Origin of the sequence: Polaromonas sp. (assembly GCF_029945925.1) — a bacterium.
Classification (GTDB): Bacteria; Pseudomonadota; Gammaproteobacteria; order Burkholderiales; family Burkholderiaceae_C; genus Polaromonas.
Genome location: NZ_JAQSDN010000048.1, coordinates 24,123 through 42,962, shown reverse-complemented (window position 1 = coordinate 42,962; position 18,840 = coordinate 24,123). Strand labels below are relative to the sequence as shown.

Sequence of the window (18,840 nt, the reverse complement as noted above, 5' to 3'; positions counted from 1 at the left end):
CATGACGGCCGCCGACAATTCCCGCGCGCTGATCGACATGGGCGAGGTTCGCAAGAGTTACAACCTGGGCCTGCCCAGTGAGGCCGAGGTGTTGCACGGCGTGTCGCTGCAGGTGCAACGCGGCGAATTCATTGCACTGATCGGCCCCTCCGGCTCCGGCAAAAGCACGCTGCTCAACATCGTCGGCCTGCTCGAAGGCATGACGGCCGGCAGCTACCGGCTGCAGGGCCAGGAGGTGTATGGCCTGGACGATGCGGCCCTGACCCTGCTGCGGCGCAGCACCTTGGGCTTTGTGTTCCAGTTCCATCACCTGCTGCCGGCCTTCACGGCGCTGGAAAACGTCACGCTGCCCGCGCTGATGCGCGGCGGCCATGTCAGTGTCAAGCAACGCGAGCACGCCCGCGCGCTGCTGGCCTCGGTGGGCCTGGCCAACGCGATGGACAAGCGGCCGGCCGAACTGTCGGGCGGCATGCAGCAGCGCGTGGCGATTGCCCGCGCGCTTGTGATGGAGCCGGCGCTGGTGCTGGCCGACGAACCGACCGGCAACCTGGACACCGCCTCGTCCGACGAGGTCTTTGTGCAGCTGCGGCGTATGCACGTCGAACTCGGCACCACCTTTGTCGTGGTCACCCACGACCCGCGCCTGGCTGCGCGCTGCGACCGGCTGGTCGAGCTGATCGACGGGCGTATCGCGCGCGATGAAGCTGTGACCCACGCGCCGGCTGGTTGATCCCGGAGTGGCGCTGGGGAAGAGTGGAAATGTGGTTATTTCGGAGCGTTCTCAGAAGGCAGTCACCAGCGTATGGGCTCAGCAATCTCGCCCGACTGGCTATGCCTGTTGCTCATGGTCGTCCAGCGCCAGGAGGAGACTTGTCCGATGGTCCCTGGCGACCACCTGCCAGGGAAGGCCGGTCAGCACGCCCTCCAGGGCCCACAAGAGATTCAGGCTTGGATTTCCACCGCTGCGCTTTACCAGTGCATAAGTCGCAACCGACCCCAAGGACCTCAGCTGCTCAACGGAGGTAACACCAGCGAGCGCCAGCATTTGCTGCGACTTGGGTCCCAGGTTCGGAAGATCGGCGATGGACATGGAGTGAGCGTCTAACGTCGGAGATGACTGGCGGACAGTTGGTCGGCGAAGCCGGACGCCAGGACGTCCGTGTCGATCAATTTGTTAGATTTCACGGGGTAGCCTTTGCCGCCGCGCCGGCGTCAGTCAGGCCGTAGGTGTCGGGAAAATCGAATTCCGTAAAGTCGTCAGTATCGAAGCGTTTCACCAAATACGGTCGAGCCTGCTTCTTCACGGCGGCAAGCCGTTCGAATGCCCTCTTCAGGGAATCAATGGTGTTGTTCGTGGAGTTCACAATTGCTCCGAAATGATGTGCGCCGAGGGCTCGTTGCAGATCGGCCTCAGTCACGGTTGCGCCCATCGGGATGCCCGACGCTGCGAACGCCGGCTGAATCTTTTCCAGATGCAACGCGGACCGGAGATTCCACTGATTCAGCGCTTCGACATAGTTCTCTTGAGCCAAGTAGAAGTCGTACAGGATTGCCCGGCCCGCCTTAGAGCCTAACAAGAAGGCAAGCTCTGGCAGCTCCAACACGTTTTTCCCAGTGTCGAAGGCCGGTGTGGCCGGAATGGAAAGAAACCTGCCGGGATTCTTCAGTTCGCCGAATACGTAGTCGCGCTGAATGAGCACGATGGTGTTTATCTGCTGAAGCAACGCGAACATCAGGCGGTGTGCTGAGGTCAATTCGCCCTTGAGCTCCAGCGACCGTTGAAAACGGCGCTGCAAAGCGTAGGCGAGCATTGCGCCCACCAATGCTCCGACTAACGTCGCGAACCCATTCGCCAGCGCATCCGCGGTGAAGGGCTTGATTAGAGTGACTAGGTCAGCCGGCGACGAGCCCGAAGTGACAGAGTTTGCAGCGTCAATGGCAGATGCGGCGGACTGCGCCGGCTTCACCATGGAAGCGGTAGATGACGGTGAAAGGGCGGTGATTGCGGCTTGTGTCGGCATGCACGTGTTCGTGAAATCTAACTTTGATATACCCCGCAAAAGCGCGGAATAACATGGCAGCTTGCCAGACAACACGGCGCAGAAAAATCTAAAAAGCTGGTTGTAGTCATACGGTTGACCTAATTGATTACGTGTTCATTGACAAAGTGGCTGTCACGATTTCAGTTCAAGGTGTGCCATTCTCAGGCAACTGCTGCGTTTAGGCCAGCTCTGCGGCCTTACCCTCGCTCGTGGACTCGCGCCGCCTGACTACACTGGTGCAGATGAGCGCCCCCCTTCCACCACCCCGCGTGCGAGACCGCCTGGTTGCCTATTTCCGCAGTGGCGATGCCATGCGCAGCCGCAGCGTGAGTGATGTTGTGCTGTCGGGCACGGTCGATGTGCCTACGCCCTCTGCCCGGCTCGTGGCCGATTGGGAAAGGGAGATCTCGATACACCTGGAACTGGAACCCGGCGACGTCGAGGCCTTGCCTTTGGTGCGTGCGCGTGCGCGCTGGCCGGACTACAAGCACTGCGTGCAGGCGGCGTCGGACTGGACGCACACGCTGGGTCTGCACGAGGCGCTTGCTTCTTCTGAGGGCGCCTTGATGGCTTGCCGCGGCGCGAGGTACCACCACGATGGCGTGTCGTATGGTGGCGCGGCCTTCTGCAATCTCTTTCTGAGCGAGGACAAGGGCCTGGACCTGCATTTTCCGGCAACAGGTCTTCGCATTCCCCTGCGCCGGGGCACGGTGGTGGTCTTCGATACCGGTCAGCCGCATGCCGTGATCAAGCGCCGCAGCCCTGGCTTTGATGCGGCCGATTTCCCGCCCGGGCAGGATTGCAGCCTGGTGTTCCTGACCTGGGAGCTTCCCATGGAGAACGCCGCTGTCGGGCAGGCACTGGGGATCAGCTTCGACATCGACCCTTCGACCGCCTTGCTGCTGGGCGATGAGCAGGTCTGGCTGAACGGCGCACCGGCCAGTGTGTGCACGGCGTCCGGTCGGTGGTGCCAGGCAGACTGACTGTCCCGGCGAACTCCGCCTGGCGGCGGCTGGCCGGGCGTGTTGCGCCTACTTGCCCATTTTTCCCTGAAGCACGGCCACCAGATGCCCCTTGGCCTCGGCCAGCTGTGCCTTGTCGCTGTCGTGCACTTTCTGGAAAAATGCGGCGCATTCGGCGGAGCCAGCCTGCTCGGCATCCTTGATGTACTGGTCGTAGGCCATGAGCGCTTGCGCCTTGTTCTGGATCAGCGTGATCCAGTCATATTCAAGGTTGCTGATGGGGTGGCGGTCGGTGGATTGCTCTTGCATGAAAACTCCTGTTGAAATGCAAAAGCATAGGAACCCGGCGGGCCGCCATCTGTAGGCCCGCACCGACGGAAGCGCTTCCATATCGCCGCGAGATGCACTTTGCGTGCTGAGCGGCTTTGCGTTCAGCCCGCCCGCTGCCCTGCAGTGGCAGGCCGCGCGTTGTGCACGATCAGGACTTGCGCGAGATAGTAGGTTCCCAGCACCCACAGCTGTGCCATGGGCAGGGGCTGGGCGAACTTGTTGGTGGCCAGCAGCGCGTCGCTCAGCATGAAAAAGCCGGCACCGACGGCCACGCCCAGTGAAGCCTTGTCACGCAGCACCGTGGCCCGGCCGATGGCCTGCGCGGCCATCAATGCAATCACGATCACGTAGGCGGCCACCGCAAAACGCAGCACCGGGTTGAGCCCGGCAAACAGGAAGGCGTACATCAGCGCACCGACGCCCAAGGTGGCGGCCAGCGCGCGCCGGCTGGGGAACCAGGCCTGGCCCTGCTTGAACAGGGCAATGTAGAACAGGTGGGCGACCAGGAAAGACAGCAGGCCGGGGATGAAGAAGCCGGGAAACATCAGGAGAACATCGCCGGCGAGGGAAAAGACCAGACCTGCCCCCAAAATCAGATCAAATCGGCTCTCAGCCCTTATGGGGTGTGCGCGAGCAGCTACAAAAACAAGAGCAAAACCAAGCGCCAGCGGCTTGAACACGCGGTGCAGCTCCACCAGCCCCAGGGCGCTGGTCGCCGTTGCCAGCGCCGCGGCCTCGATCAGCAGCACCTCGGTCATCGTCAGGCGGCCCTGCAGCGCGGCACCCACGGCCCAGAGCCCGATGGCCAGTACCCCCAGCCAGACGGCCGACTGCAAGGCCGGCAGGTTGTCGGCGTACCAGAGGAACAGGGCGACGCCCTGCAACAGCACGACAAACTGCACGGCGCCGAACCACATCAGGGCGCGGGTCATGGGTGGGTGGTAACGCTGCAGCCGCGTGATGTCAAAGGCCTGCCGCGGAAAACGCGCGGCCACATCGGCCGGGCGCCAACCGGGCGGCTTGAACCAGATGCGGAGCTTGTCGCCCCAGTTGCTGGCGTGCCAGGCGTCTTTGGCCAGGGCCCAGTAGACCTCGGCGTTGGACCACAGCGGGTCCCAGCTGTTGAGCGGGCTGCGTGTGCCGTAGATGCATTTTTCGTCCTCCTCGCGGAAGCTGCCGAAGAGCCGGTCCCAGACGATCAGGATGCCGCCGTAGTTTCTGTCGAGGTAGTGGTCGTTGACCGCGTGGTGCACGCGGTGGTTGGACGGCGAGCAGAACCAGCGGTCGAACCAGCCGAGCTTGGGCACGTGTTCGGTGTGCACCCAGAACTGGTAGAGCAGGTCGATCAGCACCACCACGCCGAAGACCAGCGGCGGCACGCCGGCAATCGCCATCGGCACGTAGAAAATCCAGCCGAGCAGGGCGCCGCTGCTGGTCTGGCGCAGCGCGGTCGAGAGGTTGTAGTCCTGGCTCTGGTGGTGCACCACATGCGCGGCCCAGAAGACCGCGCTTTCATGGCCGGCGCGGTGCAGCCAGTAGTAGCAGAAGTCGTAAAAGACCAGGGCGATCAGCCAGCCATACCAGGTGGTCCAGAAGGCTTCGTCGGGGAACAGCGCGACCGACGAATAGATGGCGGTGTAGATGCCGACGCGAAACAGCCGGGTGAACACCGCGCTGATCTGGCTCAGCATGCCCAGGCTGATGCTGTTGATCGCGTCGTTCAGGCGGTAGGTGTTGCGGCCCTTCGCGTAACCCCAGGCGAATTCGATCGCAATCAGGAGAAAGAAGACGGGGGTGGCGAGGACGATGATCTGGCTGGGGGTCATCCCGCCATTTTGTCGCAGCTCAGGTCAAAGCGCCTCTGGCATCAACCCTGATGATCTGCTCGACCGTGCCATGTTCCAGACCGCCGCGCACGCCCAGCAGGTGGTCGTGCAGGTTGACGGTCGGGTCGCAGTGGCCGGGGATCAGCCACACCGTGTCGCCCAGCGCCGGCAGCACCGCGCCGCGCAGGATGCCGTGTTCGTCGCCGCCGTTGGCATAGTCCAGCGCCAGGCCGTGCACCGCCGGCAGGCCCGAATCAATCGCATGGCTTTTGTGCCCCGCATCCACCACCGCATGGCTGGCGCAGACACTCATGACCTGGCTTTTGACGAACAGCGCGTGTTCGAAGGGCGGCTGCGCCGGGTCGCGCTCGTTGCCGGCGTAGTCGCGGTCCATGAACAGGTAGGAGCCCGCCTGCAACTCGCCATACACGCCGCTGGCGGTTTCCAGCGCAAAGGTGCCGGTGCCTGCGCCGGTGACCAACGGCACCGCGTGGCCTGCCGCCTGCAGCGCGGCCCGGGTGGCCTGCACATGGGTGATGACCTGCGCAATCGCCGCCTGCCGTTCGGCCACGGTGCGCAGATGCTGGGCGCGTCCATGATAGGCCTGCAGACCGCCAAACTGCAACGCCGGGTGCAGCGCCATTTCATCGGCCAGTGCGACGGCGGGCGTGCCGGGCGCCAGGCCGCAGCGCCCATGGCCGACATCGATCTCGATGAAAACACGAATGGCCGCATGCTGGCCGTGCGCAGCCTGGGCCAGCCGGCGCAGGCCCTCGAGGCTGTCGACCGCGATGGCCAGCTGGCCGCCCAGCGCCTGCAGCTCCCTGGCAACCGACATGACGCGCTTGAGCTTGAAGGGCGAGACCACCTCGTTGCTGATGTAGATGTTGTTCACGCCCAGCGCCGCCAGCGCTTCCGCCTCCGAGGTTTTCTGAACGCAGACGCCGACCGCGCCGTGGGCCATCTGCAGCCTGGCCAGGGTCGCGCTTTTGTGCATCTTGGCGTGTGGCCGCAGCATGACGCCGTGTTGCGCCGCGAACGCCGCCATGCGGTCCAGGTTGCGCTCCATCGCGTCGAGGTCGATCACCAGCGCGGGGGTGTCGATGGCCGCGGCAGGGCGGCCCAGCAGGTCAGACAGCAGGTGCATCAGGTCGTCGTTTCATCGAGGGGGTTGTTGTCGTTGTCCAGGTGCTGGGTGTCGGCCCAGCCGACCAGGGTGAAACCGTCCTGCGTCCAGAGCAGGCGGTTGATGGCCGCATTGCCCAGGGCCCAGGTGCGCGGCGCCTGGATGTCCAGCCGCGTCGCGGCCCGGTACAACACGTCCATCACGCCGCCGTGGCCGACCAGCACGATCAGCTCGCCGGCATGGCGCGCCGCGAGGTTTTCAGCGGTGGCAACCACGCGTTCGCGCAACTGCAGCAGCGACTCGCCGCCGGTCGGGGCAAAAGCCGGGTCGCGTGTGCGCCAGAGCCTGGCCTGCTCGGGCAGAACGGCTTCGATCTCGGCAAAGGTCTTGCCCTGGAATTCGCCGAAATGCCGCTCGCGCAGGCCTTGTTCGGCGGTGACCGCCACACCGGAGACGCGGCTGATCGCCATCGCCGTTTCATGGGCACGCCCGAGGTCGCTGGCGTAAATGGCGCGTATGGGTTCTTCCGCCAGCGCGCGGGCCAGGCGCTCGGCCTGCCAGCGGCCGGTGTCGTTGAGCCCGACATCGAGCTGGCCCTGGATGCGGGTATCCACATTCCAGGTGGTTTCGCCATGGCGAATGGCCAGCACGCGCGCGGATTCACTCACCGCGCAGCGCCCCTTTCGGAGCATCCTTCGACAGGCTCAGGACGAACGGAAAACCAGTGCCCAAACGTTGGGACAGCATCCCCTTCAAGCAGGGGCCGCGGAACCGGCTCCGCCGGGCCGCAGGCGCAGCGGCCCCCTCGGGGGGCAGCGCAGTACACGCAGTGACGAGCGTGGGGGCCCACATCTAGCGGGGTACTTCCACGCTAACGCGGCGCGGCCCGGCCGGCGGCACGGGGAAGCCGCGCAGGGCGGCGTCCAGCATGGCCGACAGCACCGGGTCGGTGTCCAGCCAGGGTTCCTCGCTGACCGCGCGTGTTTCATACACGGCCACGTTGCTGCGCAGCTCGCGCATCACGATGCTGACTTCGCGCCGGTACATCGGCGTGTCCATGCCGCCCAGCGGAAAACCGAAGCCGAAACCCACACCAACATTGCTGACACCCACGCCGCTGCCGCCGCCGATGAAGATGTTGGGACCACCGCCATATGGGTAGTAGCCACCGTCCCAGCGCGAGCGCAGCATGGGCTGGGAGCTGGCGCTGACCTGCACGCTCAGGCTCGCCGCCTGCGGGTTGTGCTGCAGGCCCACTTTGGCCAGCGCGGCCTGGGTCAGTCCTTCCAGCCGGGCCTGGGACATGTCCGACTGCTGCGAGGGCAAACGCTCGAAGCGGTAGCTGCTGCCCGGCGCAGGCGGTGTCGGCGCCCATCGGGCGAAGCTGTTGACCTCACTGCCGACCATGCGGGTGCTCGCGCAACCGCCCAGCAGCCCTGCCAGGGTTACTGCAAAAATGATAGCTGTCAGCGCTTTCGACATAAGGCCTCCAGGTCTGAATGGTTTGTAAAACTTACAGCGTCACGACGCCCAGCCCGGGCCGGACGGGTTCAAAAAACTCTTCCATGTCAAAGGCCTTGTCGCCTTCCGGGTCCGGCATGCCGGTGCTGCGTATGCCCTTGAAGTCGTGCTGCTTGCCGTCCATCAGGTGCGAGGGCACGACGTTTTGCAGCGAGGTGAACATGTTCTCCAGGCGCCCCGGGAATTTCTTGTCCCACTCGCGCAGCATGTTGCCGACCTGCACGCGCTGCAGGTTCTGCTGGCTGCCGCACAGCGAACACGGGATGATCGGAAAGTCGCGCACCTGCGCCCACTTGATGAGATCTTTCTCGGGCACATAGGCCATGGGCCGGATCACCACGTGTTTGCCGGTGTCACTGACCAGCTTGGGCGGCATGCCCTTGAGGCGCGAAGCAAAAAACATGTTCAAAAAGAAGGTCTGCAGCATGTCGTCGCGGTGGTGGCCCAGCGCGATCTTGGTCGCGCCCAGCTCCTCGGCAACCCGGTACAAAATGCCGCGGCGCAGGCGCGAACACAGCGAACACATGGTCTTGCCTTCGGGGATCACGCGCTTGACGATGCTGTAGGTGTCCTGCGTCTCGATGTGGAAAGGCACACCGAGTTTTTCCAGGTACTGCGGCAGGATGTGGTCGGGAAAGCCGGGTTGCTTCTGGTCGAGGTTGACGGCGATCAGCTCGAAGTTGATCGGTGCGCGTTTTTGCAGCTTGAGCAGGATGTCCAGCATCGCGTAGCTGTCCTTGCCGCCCGAGACGCAGACCATGACCTTGTCGCCTTCCTCGATCATGTTGAAGTCGACAATCGCGCGGCCCACCTCGCGGCACAGGCGTTTTTCAAGCTTGTGTTCCTCGCGTTCTATCTTCATTTTTACAGAGGAAGTCGCTGCAACGGCAGAATCCTCTTCAATCCATCTTGCGTTCATTTTTTAATCCTGATTGAGATGCATGCGGTGAACCAATTCACGGAGCCGAATTCGGGCTTTGTGTAGGCTTTTTGATCGGAGGGCCGCTCGTTCGGGACTCCATATCGTGGAAACTAAATGGCTAAGTCGCGCGTTGTATCCAATGCCTTGGCTTGCGATCGCTCCGGCATCTGCCACTAATTCTTCTCGAATCTCCCGGCGCGCTTGCTTCGCGATAAGTCGAAGAAAATACTGCTTCGGGTCTGGGAGCGCGTCTGGGTCCATTGGAAGCGATCCACGACTTCCGACAATAGTTTTCAAAGCCTGATGATCTGCCAAGATCCAAGCCTCAATCTCCTGTACGGCAACACGCATAACAAGATTTTCAGATGGTTTGCGATTGCCAATCCAAGCCGCGCGTAATTCAGCTGGACAGACTGTTCTATCGAGGTCCGTTAACAAGAAAACGGGTTTTCTTTTGGCCATCTCGCACCAACTATCCATTTTGGAGCGCAGGTAACCGGATCCATTTCTGCGCAGCAGTGGCGCTGGCTCAAGTTGATAGCCCGCATCGATCAAAAGACGCTTGCCCACCGCCTCGCTCAATTCATCCTCTGTAGCGAGAGCAACAAATGTCATTGCCACAATCCCAACTGATTCACAGTTGTTGGGCGGGTCTTGGGAAGCACTACGTCTGCCACACTAAGGCCCGCTTTGATATCAAGCGACTCTTCGGAGGTCACTGTCCGCGCTGTGGAGCCATCTTTGCTTGTTTCGAGCAATATGACACCTCGACCGTCAATCCCCGGGTTGCTTAACAGCGCTTCGCTGTGGGTGCTCAAAATCACCTGGCGCCGGACCTTCTTGGTACGTTGGAGGCGATTCAACATCAAAGGTATCTCTTTGACGATGGCGTCATTCAAGGAAATCTCTGGCTCTTCAAGAAGAAGTAAGGAACTTCCTTCCTGCAGAGCCCAAAGCAAGCCAAGCAACCGCAAGGTGCCATCCGAAAAATGTTCCTCTGACTGCCATCCAGCATTAGGCCGATGATGTTCATATCTCGCGTGCAAGTGCGGGTGTCCCAGAACATCCGTTTTGAAGTCGAGTTGCTTGAATTGCGGCACTGCCATTGCCAATGCAATCTCGATCTTTCTTAGCCGGGCATTACGGGTCTTTTCGGGCGTCTTGGCCAAGCGCTCAAGAAAACCTTGTCCAAAAGGATCGTCCTCAAGTCGCTGTCCACCTATTTTGTCGGCGAACTTCAACAATTGAGGAACCAGATGAAGGTAGGTGGTTGCACCGAAAAAATCGACAAGGTCGCGAAACTTGGTATTCGTTTGAATTTGCTCCAAATGCGTTTGGGTTAACAGCATCGGGTCGCTCTTGTCCTCCTTTGTAGGACGATCAATGAGTAACTTACCGCCTTGCCATACCTGCTCTTTCGAAATAAGGACTTCCTTCGAACCCTTTCCCTCAAAACCCAAGATGTACCGCCATAACGGCGGGCCATCTGCCGTTTCTGACAAGGTGACCTCAATTTGCACACCGGGATCTTGTCGAGCGTGAAGACAGCGTAGCTTGGTCATGCCCCCCCGGTCGGCGACAGCCTTTTGCAGCCCACCTCCCTGAGTTTTGCTTACATCACGCAAAAACCGGAATACGTCAAGAATGTTTGATTTTCCAGAGGCATTAGGCCCCAGCAAGAAAGAAACCTCCCTAAAAGGGACGTCCAAATTGCGGAAGTTACGCCAATTTTTGAGTACAAGACGTGTAATAAGCATGCTTTTCCTTGAGGCTTCTAAACCTTACCACTGGCCGGTCTCGACACGAATGGCCACTTCGCAGTCGTCAAAAATTTCAAGTTTGGCAATTTTCACGCGCACACCCAGCACGCCGGGCAGCAGCATCAGCCGGTGTGCCAGCTTGCCGATCAGGCTTTCCAGCAGGTTCACATGTTCGGCCGTGCATTCGTTGATGATGATCTGGCGCACCTTGCGGTAGTCCAGCACGTGGTGGATGTCGTCGTCGCTGGGCAGCAGCGGCTGCGTGCCGAGGTTGAGTTCGGCGTCTACCTGAATCGGTTGCGGCGCGCTTTTTTCCTGCTCCAGGATGCCGAGGTTGGCGTTGAAGCGCAGTCCGGTCAGCGTCAGGATCTGGGTGCCACGGGTGTTGAACATGGTGAAGTCAGTCTGCATGGAGGGCAAGAGGTGGCGGTGTAGGAGGGTGCGCTCACATCAGTGAGAAATCGCGCTCGAATTTCAGCAGGTGCTGTCCGCCGTCCACCAGCAGCGTGGTGCCGGTGATGGATGCATTTTCCAGCGCGAACCTGACGGTGGCCGCCACATCGGCCGCGCTGGACGAACGGCCCAGCGGCGAGAGTTTGTGCAGGGCCTGGAATTTCTCGTCACTCAGCAGATGGCTGGTCAGTGTCAGCCCGGGGGCCACCCCCACCACGCGCACCTGCGGCGCCAGTGCGATGGCCAGCATGGTGTTGGCGGCTTCGAGCGCCGCCTTGGACAGGGTGTAGCTGAAAAAATCGGGGTTGAGGTTCCAGAGTTTCTGGTCCAGCAGGTTGATCACCGCAAACCGGCCGGTTGGCCCGGTCACGGCGTCGGTGGCCTGCCGCGCCAGCACGTGGGCATGCAGGGCCTGCGCCAGAATGATCGCCGCGCCGGTGTTGCTGCGCATGTGTTTTTCAAGGGACGCAAAACCGAAACTGGCGGCGCTGTCGTGTTCGAAGGTGGAAGCGTTGTTGACCACCGCATCGACCTGGCCGAAATGTTTGATCACTTGCGGCAACAGGCCGCGGACCGCAGCTTCATCCTCAAGATCAGTGCAAAAAGAGGCTGAATCCCCCGCCAGTCGGGCGCAGTCAGCTACTGTTTTGGTAGCATCTGCCTCCGAGCTCCGGTAGTGCACGGCCACGTGCCAGCCGCCGGCTGCCAGCGCAAGCGCGATCTCGCGGCCCAGCCGCCTGGCGGCGCCGGTAACGAGAACAACAGGAGCAGAGGACGCTGGGTTCATGTGGTGAAGGCTGGGGGTGCTGGAGGCAGGGCAATCGCCGACAATCCGGGGGTGAGCACCTCCCCCATGACGATACCCCCTAGTTTAACGAGCCCCCTGGCCGCCCACATCCGCGGGGCCATAACCGCTGCCGGTGGCTGGATCGGTTTTGACCGTTTCATGGCCATGGCCTTGTACACCCCCGGTCTGGGCTACTACGCTCGCGATGCGCGCCAGTTCGGCCTCATGCCCGCCGGCGTGAAGGGCGGCGGCAGCGATTTTGTCACCGCGCCCGAGCTTTCCCTGCATTTTGGCCAGGCGCTGGCGCGGCAGGTGGCGCAGGCCCTGGCGGCCACGGAGACCACGGAGGTCTGGGAGTTCGGCGCGGGTTCCGGCGCGCTGGCGCAGCAACTGCTGCAAGCCCTGGGGCCGCAGGTCAGGCGCTACACGATTGTGGATCTCTCCGGCAGCCTGCAGGCGCGCCAGCGTGAGCGCCTAGCCGCCTGGGGCGACACCGTGCAATGGGTCAGCGAGTTGCCGGCGCAGATGCAGGGCGTGGTGGTCGGCAACGAGGTGCTGGACGCCATGCCGGTGCAGTTGCTGGCCCGCGTGGACGGCGCCTGGCAGGAGCGCGGCGTCGCCGTTCACGACGATGTTTTTGTTCCGGCGGATCAGCCCACGGCCCTGCGGCCGCCGCTCGAGGTGGCCGGCAGCCACGACTACCTGACCGAGGTCCACCCGCAGGCCGAAGCATTCGTGCGCACCCTGGCCGACCGGCTGCAGGCCGGCGCGGTGTTTCTGCTGGATTACGGCTTCCCTGAACACGAGTATTACCACCCGCAGCGCAGCATGGGCACGGTCATGTGCCACCGCGCTCACCTGGCCGACGCGGATGCGCTGCAGGACGTGGGCGAGAAAGACATCACCGCGCACGTCAACTTCAGCGGCATTGCGCTGGCCGGGCAGGACGCCGGTTTCCAGGTGCTGGGTTACACCAGCCAGGCGCGTTTTTTGCTGAACTGCGGCGTGCTGGACGGCATGGAAGACGTGCCGCTGTCCGAGCGCGTCATGGTGCAGAAACTGATCAATGAACATGAGATGGGTGAGTTGTTCAAGGTCATCGGTTTTGCCGTCAATTCACCGGCCCGGCCCTGGAGCGGCTGGCAGGCGCTGGGGTTTTCCCAAGTTGACAGAAGCCACACCTTGTAGCGGAGGGCGCAGCGATCCGGCTGTTCAGACCGGGGCCGGCGCTTGCCCCTAAACTAGCCCCATGATTCGCTGGATGCTGGTGATTTTCCTGGCGCTGATCTTCATCAGCTGGTTCACGCCCTTGCTGCACAAGCTGGGCTTTGGGAAACTGCCGGGCGACTTGCGGTTCAAACTGTTCGGGCGCGAATGGTTCATTCCGCTGACAACCACCATCGTCCTGAGCCTCGTGGCCAGCCTCATCAGCCAGATGATTTGAACCGCCTGCCATGAACAGCCCTCTACCTACCGCTCCACCCTTCGCCGGCCCCGACATTCGCCTGCCTGCCGGCGCCGCGCCGGTGGCGTGCGTGGACATTGGTGGCACCAAGGTGGCGGTTGCGGTGGTCGATCAGCGCGGCATTCTGGGCCGGCGGGTGGAGCCGACGGCCAAGGAGGGCGCCAGCGATGCGTTGGCGCGGCAGGTGTTGCGGATGATAGAGGAAAGCAGCGCTGCGGCGCAGATCCGCCGTGAGGACCTGGCGGCCGTCGGCGTGGCGTCCTGCGGCCCCTTTGTGCTCAACGACGGCCAGGTCGAACTCGCGGCGCCCAACATCTGCGGCGGCCTGGCCGGGGCGGCGCGCGGGCTGCCTAACCACTGGACCACGGCCTTGCTCGAAGCGCCGTTGCGCGAGGTGTTCGCCCAGGTGCGGGTTGAAAATGACGGTCTGGCCGCGCTCAAGGCCGAGCGTCGCTGGGGCGCGCTGCAGGGCATGGCCCATTGCGCTTACGTGACCTGGAGCACCGGCATCGGTGTCGGCCTGTGTGTGGACGGGCAGATGCTGCGCGGAAAAAACGGCAACGCCGGCCATGCCGGCCACATGTTCGTCAGCGACAACAACGATGCGCTGTGCGGTTGCGGCAACATCGGCGATGTCGAGGCGCTGGTGGCGGGCAACGCGATGCCGCGGCGTTTTGGTGCGCTCGGTTATGCCGACGCTGCTTCTATTTTGATAGCTGCTCGCGCAGGAGAGACGGGCGCTGTGGCCATTATTGATGACATCTGCCGGGTGATGGGCCGGGCCCTGTACAACCTGGTCGTGACGCTGGACCTGCAGTGCATCAGCATCGGCGGCGCTGTGTTCTGGCACCACCACGATTACCTGCTGCCGCGCCTGCAGGCCCACATCAGCGGCAGGCTGCCGGCGCTGACGGACGGCTTTGTGCTGGTGCCGGCCGGCCTGCAGGACCGGGTGGGCGACTACGCGGCGCTGGCACTGGTGGTCTGAAGCGGCCCGGGTCTCAGGGGATCAGCGTCCAGGGCTCGCCGCATTTGCGGCACTTGACGAGAAGCTGGCCATTGCGGTGGTCTTCCTCGACAACATCGAGCCGGCCGTATTCGGCGCATTTCGGGCAATTGGCCTGGTCGGCCACGGTTTCGGCATGCAGCAGCAAGTACAGGTAGCGGCGCAGGGCCCACAGTCCCACCGCGCCGCTGATGATGAACAGGACCACGTCCACCAGTTTTTCGGTGAGGGTGCCGCCTTGAAAAAGCTCCAGCGTGGCCATCAGGGCAATCGTGCACAACAGGGCCAGCAGCATGTGGGCATGGCTGGACATCAGCTCGCGTTCATACCATTTGCGAAAGCCCACCTTGCGTATGCCATCGGCCAGCGAGTGGTTGAGGTAATTGCGTTTGACCATGTCAGTTCAATTCATGACTGAATGGTTGCACATTTCCGGTGTTCCTGCCAGAAGCGCGCCAGACGGTGTTTGTTCTAGCCGGGGGTGGTGCCGGACAGGGTTTGCAGAAAGGTCTTGCGCCACCAGTGCACGTCCTGGCTGCGGATGCGCTCGAGCAGCGCCTGGTGCCGCCGCTGGCGCTCGTGCAGCGGCATCTGCAGCGCCAGCTGGATACTCTCGGCCGTGCCGTGGGTGTCGTAGGGGTTGACCAGCAGCGCTTCCTTGAGCTGTTCGGCCGCGCCGGCAAAACGTGACAGCACCAGCACCCCGGGGTCGGCCGGGTCCTGCGCCGCGATGAACTCCTTGGCGACGAGGTTCATGCCGTCGCGCAGCGGCGTGACCAGGGCCACACTGGCCACGCGGTACAGGCCGGGCAGGCGCTTGCGCGCCACGTTGCGGTGGATGTAACGCACCGGCATCCAGTCCAGCTCGCCGTAGTCGCCATTGATGGCGCCGCACAGACTCTCCAGTTCCTGGAGCAGGCCGCTGTAGGTGTCGATGGCCTCGCGGCTGGGCGAAACAATCTGGATCAGCGTCGCGCTGTTGAGGTTTTCCGGGTACATCTTCAGCAACTGCCTGAAGGCACGCAGGCGCTGCGGCAGGCCCTTGGAGTAATCCAGCCGCTCCACGCCCAGCAGCAGGCGGCGCCGCGAGTATTCTTCCTTCATGCGCTCGTACATCTCGCGCGCTTCCTTGCCATGCGTCAGGGCCGCAAATTCATCGACATCGATGCCAATGGGAAAGGCCTGCGCATGCACCGTGCGCCCGAAGGCTCGGAACTGGTGCCGGTCCAGGGCCTCGGCGCCCGCCTCCTGGCCGACATAACGCGAGAAGTGGTCCACATCCGCCTGGCTCTGGAAGCCCACCAGGTCATAGGCAAACAGCGAGCGGATCAGCCATTCATGCTGGGGCACGGCCGCGAGGATCAGCGGTGGCGGCAGCGGGATGTGCAGGAAGAAGCCGATGCGGTTCTTGCAGCCCATCGCGCGCAGCTCGGCCGCCAGCGGGATCAGGTGGTAGTCGTGTACCCAGATGGTGTCGTCGGGCCGCAGTAGCGGCATCAGCTTGCGCGCCAGCATCTGGTTGACGCGGCGGTAGCCACCGATGAAGCCGGCGTCGAAGTCGGCCAGGTCCAGCCGGTAATGAAACACCGGCCAGAGCACGCCGTTGCTGTAACCCAGGTAATAACTGTCGTGGTCTTCGCGGCACAGGTCCACCGTGGTCAGCGTGACATTGCCGGCCTGCTGGGTGTGCATCTCCCCTTCACCGGGGGTGCCGCCTTCGACAATGTTTCCGCTCCAGCCGAACCACAGCCCTCCGTTGACGGACAGCGCATCGCCCAGCGCCACCGCCAGACCGCCCGCCGCCGTGGCCTTGCGCGGGTCCGCGACACGGTTGGACACCACGACAAGCCTGCTCATTGCATTGGGTCTCCATAGAGCGGGCTGACAGAATGGCCGATCCAAGCGGGGGCCGCGGAACCGGCTCTGCCGGGCCGCAGGCGCCTGCCCCCTGCAAGGGGGGAAGGGGCTACACGCAGTGAGCCGCCGACGGGGGTGAACCATCCCTTCATACCTGGCTATCCCAAGGCGCCGACAGGCGCACAGCGGCGTTGATGATGCCGACCATCGAGTAGGTCTGCGGGAAGTTGCCCCACATCTCGCCGGTCACCGGATGGGTGTCTTCCGACAGCAGGCCGAGGTGGTTGCGCGCAGCCAGCATGGTTTCAAAAATTTTACGCGCCTGCTCCTTGCGGCCGATACGGGCCAGCGCGTCGATGCGCCAGAAGGTGCAGATGTTGAAGGCGGTTTCAGGTTTGCCGAAGTCATCCGGTGCTTCGTAACGCCGCATGTAAGGGCCGTCGCACAGGTGTTTTTCCAGCGCGTCCACTGTCGCGACAAAACGCGGGTCTTTCGGGTCGATGAAGCCGACCTCGATCATCAGCAGCACGCTGGCGTCCAGGTCGCGCCCGCCGAAACTCTCGGCAAAGGCCTGGCGTTCCTCGCTCCAGGATTCGCGCAGGATGCGTTCGCGCATGACGTTGGCATGGCCGTGCCAGTAGATCGCGCGGTCCGGCTGATTGAGGGTAACGGCGATCTTGCCGAGCCGGTCGCAGGCCGCCCAGCACATCAGGGCCGAGGAGGTGTGCACCCGGGCGCGCGTGCGCAGCTCCCACATGCCTGCATCGGGCTGGTCGTAGTTGCGCACGGCCTGCTCACCGACTGCCTCCAGTCGCTGGAATTCAGTCTCGCCGGCGCGGTGCAGCAGTCGGTGGTCGTGAAAGGCCTGCGCCGCACCCAGCACCACGTTGCCGTAGACGTCGTGCTGGAAATGCTCCTGCGCCTGGTTGCCCACGCGCACCGGCCCCATGCCGCGGTAGCCGCCCAGGTGGCCGTACACCGCCTCGGGCAGCTCGCGCTCCAGGCCGATGCCGTACAGCGGCTGGATGTGGCCGCCGCCGGCCTGCACCACCACGTTGCTGAGCCAGCGCAGGTAGTCTTCCATGGTGCCGACTTCGGACAGGCTGTTGAGCGCGCGCACTACAAAAAAAGCATCCCGCAGCCAGCAGAAGCGGTAGTCCCAGTTGCGCCCACTGTTGGGCGCCTCGGGAATGCTGGTGGTCATGGCCGCCACAATCGCGCCGGTGTCTTCAAACAGCGAGAGCTTGAGCGTGATGGCAGCGCGTATCACGGCCTCCTGCCACTGCAGCGGAATGTGCAGGCGCTGGCTCCACCTGCGCCAGTAGGAGAGCGTTTCTTCCTCAAACAGGCGCACGGTGTCGGCAATGCCGTCGGCCAGCGACTCGTCGGCGCCCAGCAGGAAGTTGTATTCACGTGTCAGCACAAAGGCTTGCCGGGACTGCAGGTGCGCCAGCGGCGCGTCGGTGTTGAGCCTCAGCGTCAGCGCATCGCCGACATAACGCAGGTGGTTGCTGCCCTGGGTCACCACCGGCTGGCTGCGGCCCCAGTCGTAACGCAGGTCCAGTGAAACCCGGATGCGCGGCGCGCCGTGGAGGGGGCGCACGCGCCGCACCAAGGTCATGGGCTTGAAAAAGCGGGAGCGCCGGTAAAAGCGCGGTGCAAAGTCGGTGATCTCTATCGCCTGGCCGCTGTGGTCAAACAGCTGCGTGCGCAGCACGGCGGTGTTCGGTTCGTACCACTGCTTGCTGTGCGAGAAATTCTCGATCTCGATGGCAAAGGCGCTGCCGTTATCACTCGGGTCCAGCAGGGCGTTGAACACCGGGTCGCCGTCGAAACGCGGCAGGCAGCACCAGACAATGCGGCCCCGGGCATCCACCAGCGCGCTGAAGGCGCAGTTGCCGATCACGCCCAGCGACAGCGAGGGCGGCGCGGGTGCAGCGAAGCCGGAGGCGGGCAGTGAGGTGCTCATGCGTGCCGCCGTTCCGGTCCGCTCGCGCGCGAGGGCGCCCGTGCCGACAGCAGCCATTGGGCCAGTTGCGCCACGCTGTCGCAGCGATGTTTCGCCAGCGTGGGCCCGGGGCCGACCTTGATCGCGTGGCCGCCCATGCGCAGCACCTGCTCGAAGCCGTCCTCGTCGGTGACGTCGTCGCCGGCAAACACCGGAACACGACCGGCAAACGGTGCTTCGTCCATGAAGGCCGCAATCGCCGTGCCCTTGCTGACCCCGGTGGGTTTCAGGTCGACCACACATTTGCCGTGCATCAGTTGCAGCCCCGGGCTGCTTGCCACGGCCTCGCCCATCACCTGCAGGCACAGGCCCTCCAGGTCGGGGGCGTGCCGGTAGTGCAGGCTCAGGGCCAGATTTTTCCGCTCGAGCTGGAGAGCGGGATGGCGCTGCAGCAGCCCTTCGGCCGCCTGCAGCACAGCGCGCAGATCGGTGGCCGGTGCGCTGATCAGGAGACCTTCGGCGTTGCGGCGCTGCCCGCCGTGTTCAACCGCTGCCGGCAACTGCAGCGGTGCCAGAAAAGCGTCGAGGTCGCTCAGGCGGCGACCCGATACCAGCGCCAGCGCGCCGCCGAGTTGTCCATACAGCGCAGCCAGCGTGCTGGTCAGCGTGGGCGGAATGACCACGGCTTCGGGCCGGGCGGCCAGCTCCACCAGGGTTCCATCAAAGTCCAGAAAAAGCGCCGTATCCTGCGCGATACGGGGGAGCGTGTCGTAGGGCATGTGCATCGCTTTCTACCTTAGCAGAATTTTTCTGTGACGCCTGTAGGCCCGATTCC

At 63.4% G+C, this 18,840-nt stretch carries 21 protein-coding genes; 5 read left to right on the top strand and 16 right to left on the bottom strand.

Annotated features, from left to right (window positions below; all coding sequences use genetic code 11):
- Position 1: 1 nt before the first annotated feature.
- Positions 2-730: an ABC transporter ATP-binding protein gene (locus PSV40_RS16620; RefSeq protein ID WP_300539864.1), complete on the top strand. Its 729-nt coding sequence runs from the start codon at positions 2-4 to the stop codon at positions 728-730.
- Positions 731-829: 99 nt separating this feature from the next.
- Here the strand turns inward: PSV40_RS16620 and PSV40_RS16615 are convergent, their stop codons facing one another.
- Positions 830-1,090 (bottom strand): TfoX/Sxy family protein, encoded by a 261-nt coding sequence (locus PSV40_RS16615; protein WP_300539862.1) that lies wholly within the window; start codon positions 1,088-1,090, stop codon positions 830-832.
- 91 nt (positions 1,091-1,181) lie between these two features.
- On the bottom strand, positions 1,182-2,021 hold the full coding sequence (locus PSV40_RS16610; protein WP_300539860.1) for a hypothetical protein: 840 nt from the start codon (positions 2,019-2,021) through the stop codon (positions 1,182-1,184).
- 263 nt (positions 2,022-2,284) lie between these two features.
- On the opposite strand from PSV40_RS16610, the gene PSV40_RS16605 reads away from it, so the two are divergent.
- Positions 2,285-3,025, top strand: coding sequence for a hypothetical protein (locus PSV40_RS16605; protein ID WP_300539859.1), 741 nt, complete (start codon positions 2,285-2,287; stop codon positions 3,023-3,025).
- Between the two features lie 48 nt (positions 3,026-3,073).
- On the opposite strand, the gene PSV40_RS16600 is transcribed toward PSV40_RS16605, so the two are convergent.
- The 10 genes from PSV40_RS16600 to PSV40_RS16555 all read right to left on the bottom strand — a co-directional run bounded on the left by PSV40_RS16600 (position 3,074) and on the right by PSV40_RS16555 (position 11,729).
- Positions 3,074-3,313, bottom strand: a complete 240-nt coding sequence (locus PSV40_RS16600) for a hypothetical protein (RefSeq protein ID WP_096667312.1) — start codon at positions 3,311-3,313, stop codon at positions 3,074-3,076.
- 122 nt (positions 3,314-3,435) lie between these two features.
- Complete coding sequence (locus PSV40_RS16595) at positions 3,436-5,160, bottom strand: lysoplasmalogenase family protein (protein WP_300539856.1); 1,725 nt, start codon at positions 5,158-5,160, stop codon at positions 3,436-3,438.
- 19 nt (positions 5,161-5,179) lie between these two features.
- Positions 5,180-6,307 (bottom strand): DSD1 family PLP-dependent enzyme, encoded by a 1,128-nt coding sequence (locus tag PSV40_RS16590; RefSeq protein ID WP_300539854.1) that lies wholly within the window; start codon positions 6,305-6,307, stop codon positions 5,180-5,182.
- Positions 6,307-6,954, bottom strand: coding sequence for a histidine phosphatase family protein (locus PSV40_RS16585; RefSeq protein ID WP_300539852.1), 648 nt, complete (start codon positions 6,952-6,954; stop codon positions 6,307-6,309). The genes PSV40_RS16590 and PSV40_RS16585 overlap by 1 nt, the downstream gene beginning before the upstream one ends.
- 184 nt (positions 6,955-7,138) lie before the next feature.
- Positions 7,139-7,768 carry a DUF4136 domain-containing protein gene (locus PSV40_RS16580; protein ID WP_300539850.1) on the bottom strand — a complete coding sequence of 210 codons (630 nt, stop codon included), beginning with the start codon at positions 7,766-7,768 and terminating at the stop codon, positions 7,139-7,141.
- Between the two features lie 31 nt (positions 7,769-7,799).
- Positions 7,800-8,726 (bottom strand): tRNA 2-thiocytidine(32) synthetase TtcA, encoded by a 927-nt coding sequence (ttcA, locus tag PSV40_RS16575; RefSeq protein WP_300539848.1) that lies wholly within the window; start codon positions 8,724-8,726, stop codon positions 7,800-7,802.
- Between the two features lie 3 nt (positions 8,727-8,729).
- Positions 8,730-9,344, bottom strand: coding sequence for a hypothetical protein (locus PSV40_RS16570; RefSeq protein ID WP_300539846.1), 615 nt, complete (start codon positions 9,342-9,344; stop codon positions 8,730-8,732).
- Entirely contained in the window at positions 9,341-10,486 is a 1,146-nt protein-coding gene (locus tag PSV40_RS16565) for an AAA family ATPase (protein WP_300539844.1), read from the bottom strand. The genes PSV40_RS16570 and PSV40_RS16565 overlap by 4 nt, the downstream gene beginning before the upstream one ends.
- Positions 10,487-10,510: 24 nt before the next feature.
- The gene (locus PSV40_RS16560) at positions 10,511-10,882 is read right to left on the bottom strand and encodes a dihydroneopterin aldolase (protein WP_300540071.1); all 372 of its coding nucleotides are present in this window, start codon (positions 10,880-10,882) and stop codon (positions 10,511-10,513) included.
- Between the two features lie 52 nt (positions 10,883-10,934).
- Positions 10,935-11,729: an SDR family oxidoreductase gene (locus tag PSV40_RS16555; RefSeq protein ID WP_300539842.1), complete on the bottom strand. Its 795-nt coding sequence runs from the start codon at positions 11,727-11,729 to the stop codon at positions 10,935-10,937.
- Between the two features lie 66 nt (positions 11,730-11,795).
- Here PSV40_RS16555 and PSV40_RS16550 point away from each other — a divergent pair, with 66 nt between their 5' ends.
- The 3 genes from PSV40_RS16550 to PSV40_RS16540 all read left to right on the top strand — a co-directional run bounded on the left by PSV40_RS16550 (position 11,796) and on the right by PSV40_RS16540 (position 14,182).
- The gene (locus tag PSV40_RS16550; RefSeq protein WP_300539840.1) at positions 11,796-12,917 is read left to right on the top strand and encodes an SAM-dependent methyltransferase; all 1,122 of its coding nucleotides are present in this window, start codon (positions 11,796-11,798) and stop codon (positions 12,915-12,917) included.
- 61 nt (positions 12,918-12,978) lie between these two features.
- Positions 12,979-13,173 carry a DUF2905 domain-containing protein gene (locus PSV40_RS16545; protein WP_293594342.1) on the top strand — a complete coding sequence of 65 codons (195 nt, stop codon included), beginning with the start codon at positions 12,979-12,981 and terminating at the stop codon, positions 13,171-13,173.
- 10 nt (positions 13,174-13,183) lie between these two features.
- Positions 13,184-14,182, top strand: a complete 999-nt coding sequence (locus PSV40_RS16540; protein ID WP_300539838.1) for an ROK family protein — start codon at positions 13,184-13,186, stop codon at positions 14,180-14,182.
- Positions 14,183-14,195: 13 nt separating this feature from the next.
- On the opposite strand, the gene PSV40_RS16535 is transcribed toward PSV40_RS16540, so the two are convergent.
- The 4 genes from PSV40_RS16535 to otsB form a co-directional block, all read right to left on the bottom strand.
- Positions 14,196-14,597, bottom strand: a complete 402-nt coding sequence (locus PSV40_RS16535; RefSeq protein ID WP_300539836.1) for a hypothetical protein — start codon at positions 14,595-14,597, stop codon at positions 14,196-14,198.
- A gap of 74 nt (positions 14,598-14,671) precedes the next feature.
- Positions 14,672-16,057: an alpha,alpha-trehalose-phosphate synthase (UDP-forming) gene (gene otsA, locus PSV40_RS16530; protein WP_300539834.1), complete on the bottom strand. Its 1,386-nt coding sequence runs from the start codon at positions 16,055-16,057 to the stop codon at positions 14,672-14,674.
- 148 nt (positions 16,058-16,205) lie between these two features.
- Positions 16,206-18,026 carry a glycoside hydrolase family 15 protein gene (locus PSV40_RS16525; protein WP_300539832.1) on the bottom strand — a complete coding sequence of 607 codons (1,821 nt, stop codon included), beginning with the start codon at positions 18,024-18,026 and terminating at the stop codon, positions 16,206-16,208.
- Positions 18,023-18,784 carry a trehalose-phosphatase gene (gene otsB, locus PSV40_RS16520; RefSeq protein WP_300539831.1) on the bottom strand — a complete coding sequence of 254 codons (762 nt, stop codon included), beginning with the start codon at positions 18,782-18,784 and terminating at the stop codon, positions 18,023-18,025. The genes PSV40_RS16525 and otsB overlap by 4 nt, the downstream gene beginning before the upstream one ends.
- Positions 18,785-18,840 lie beyond the last annotated feature (56 nt).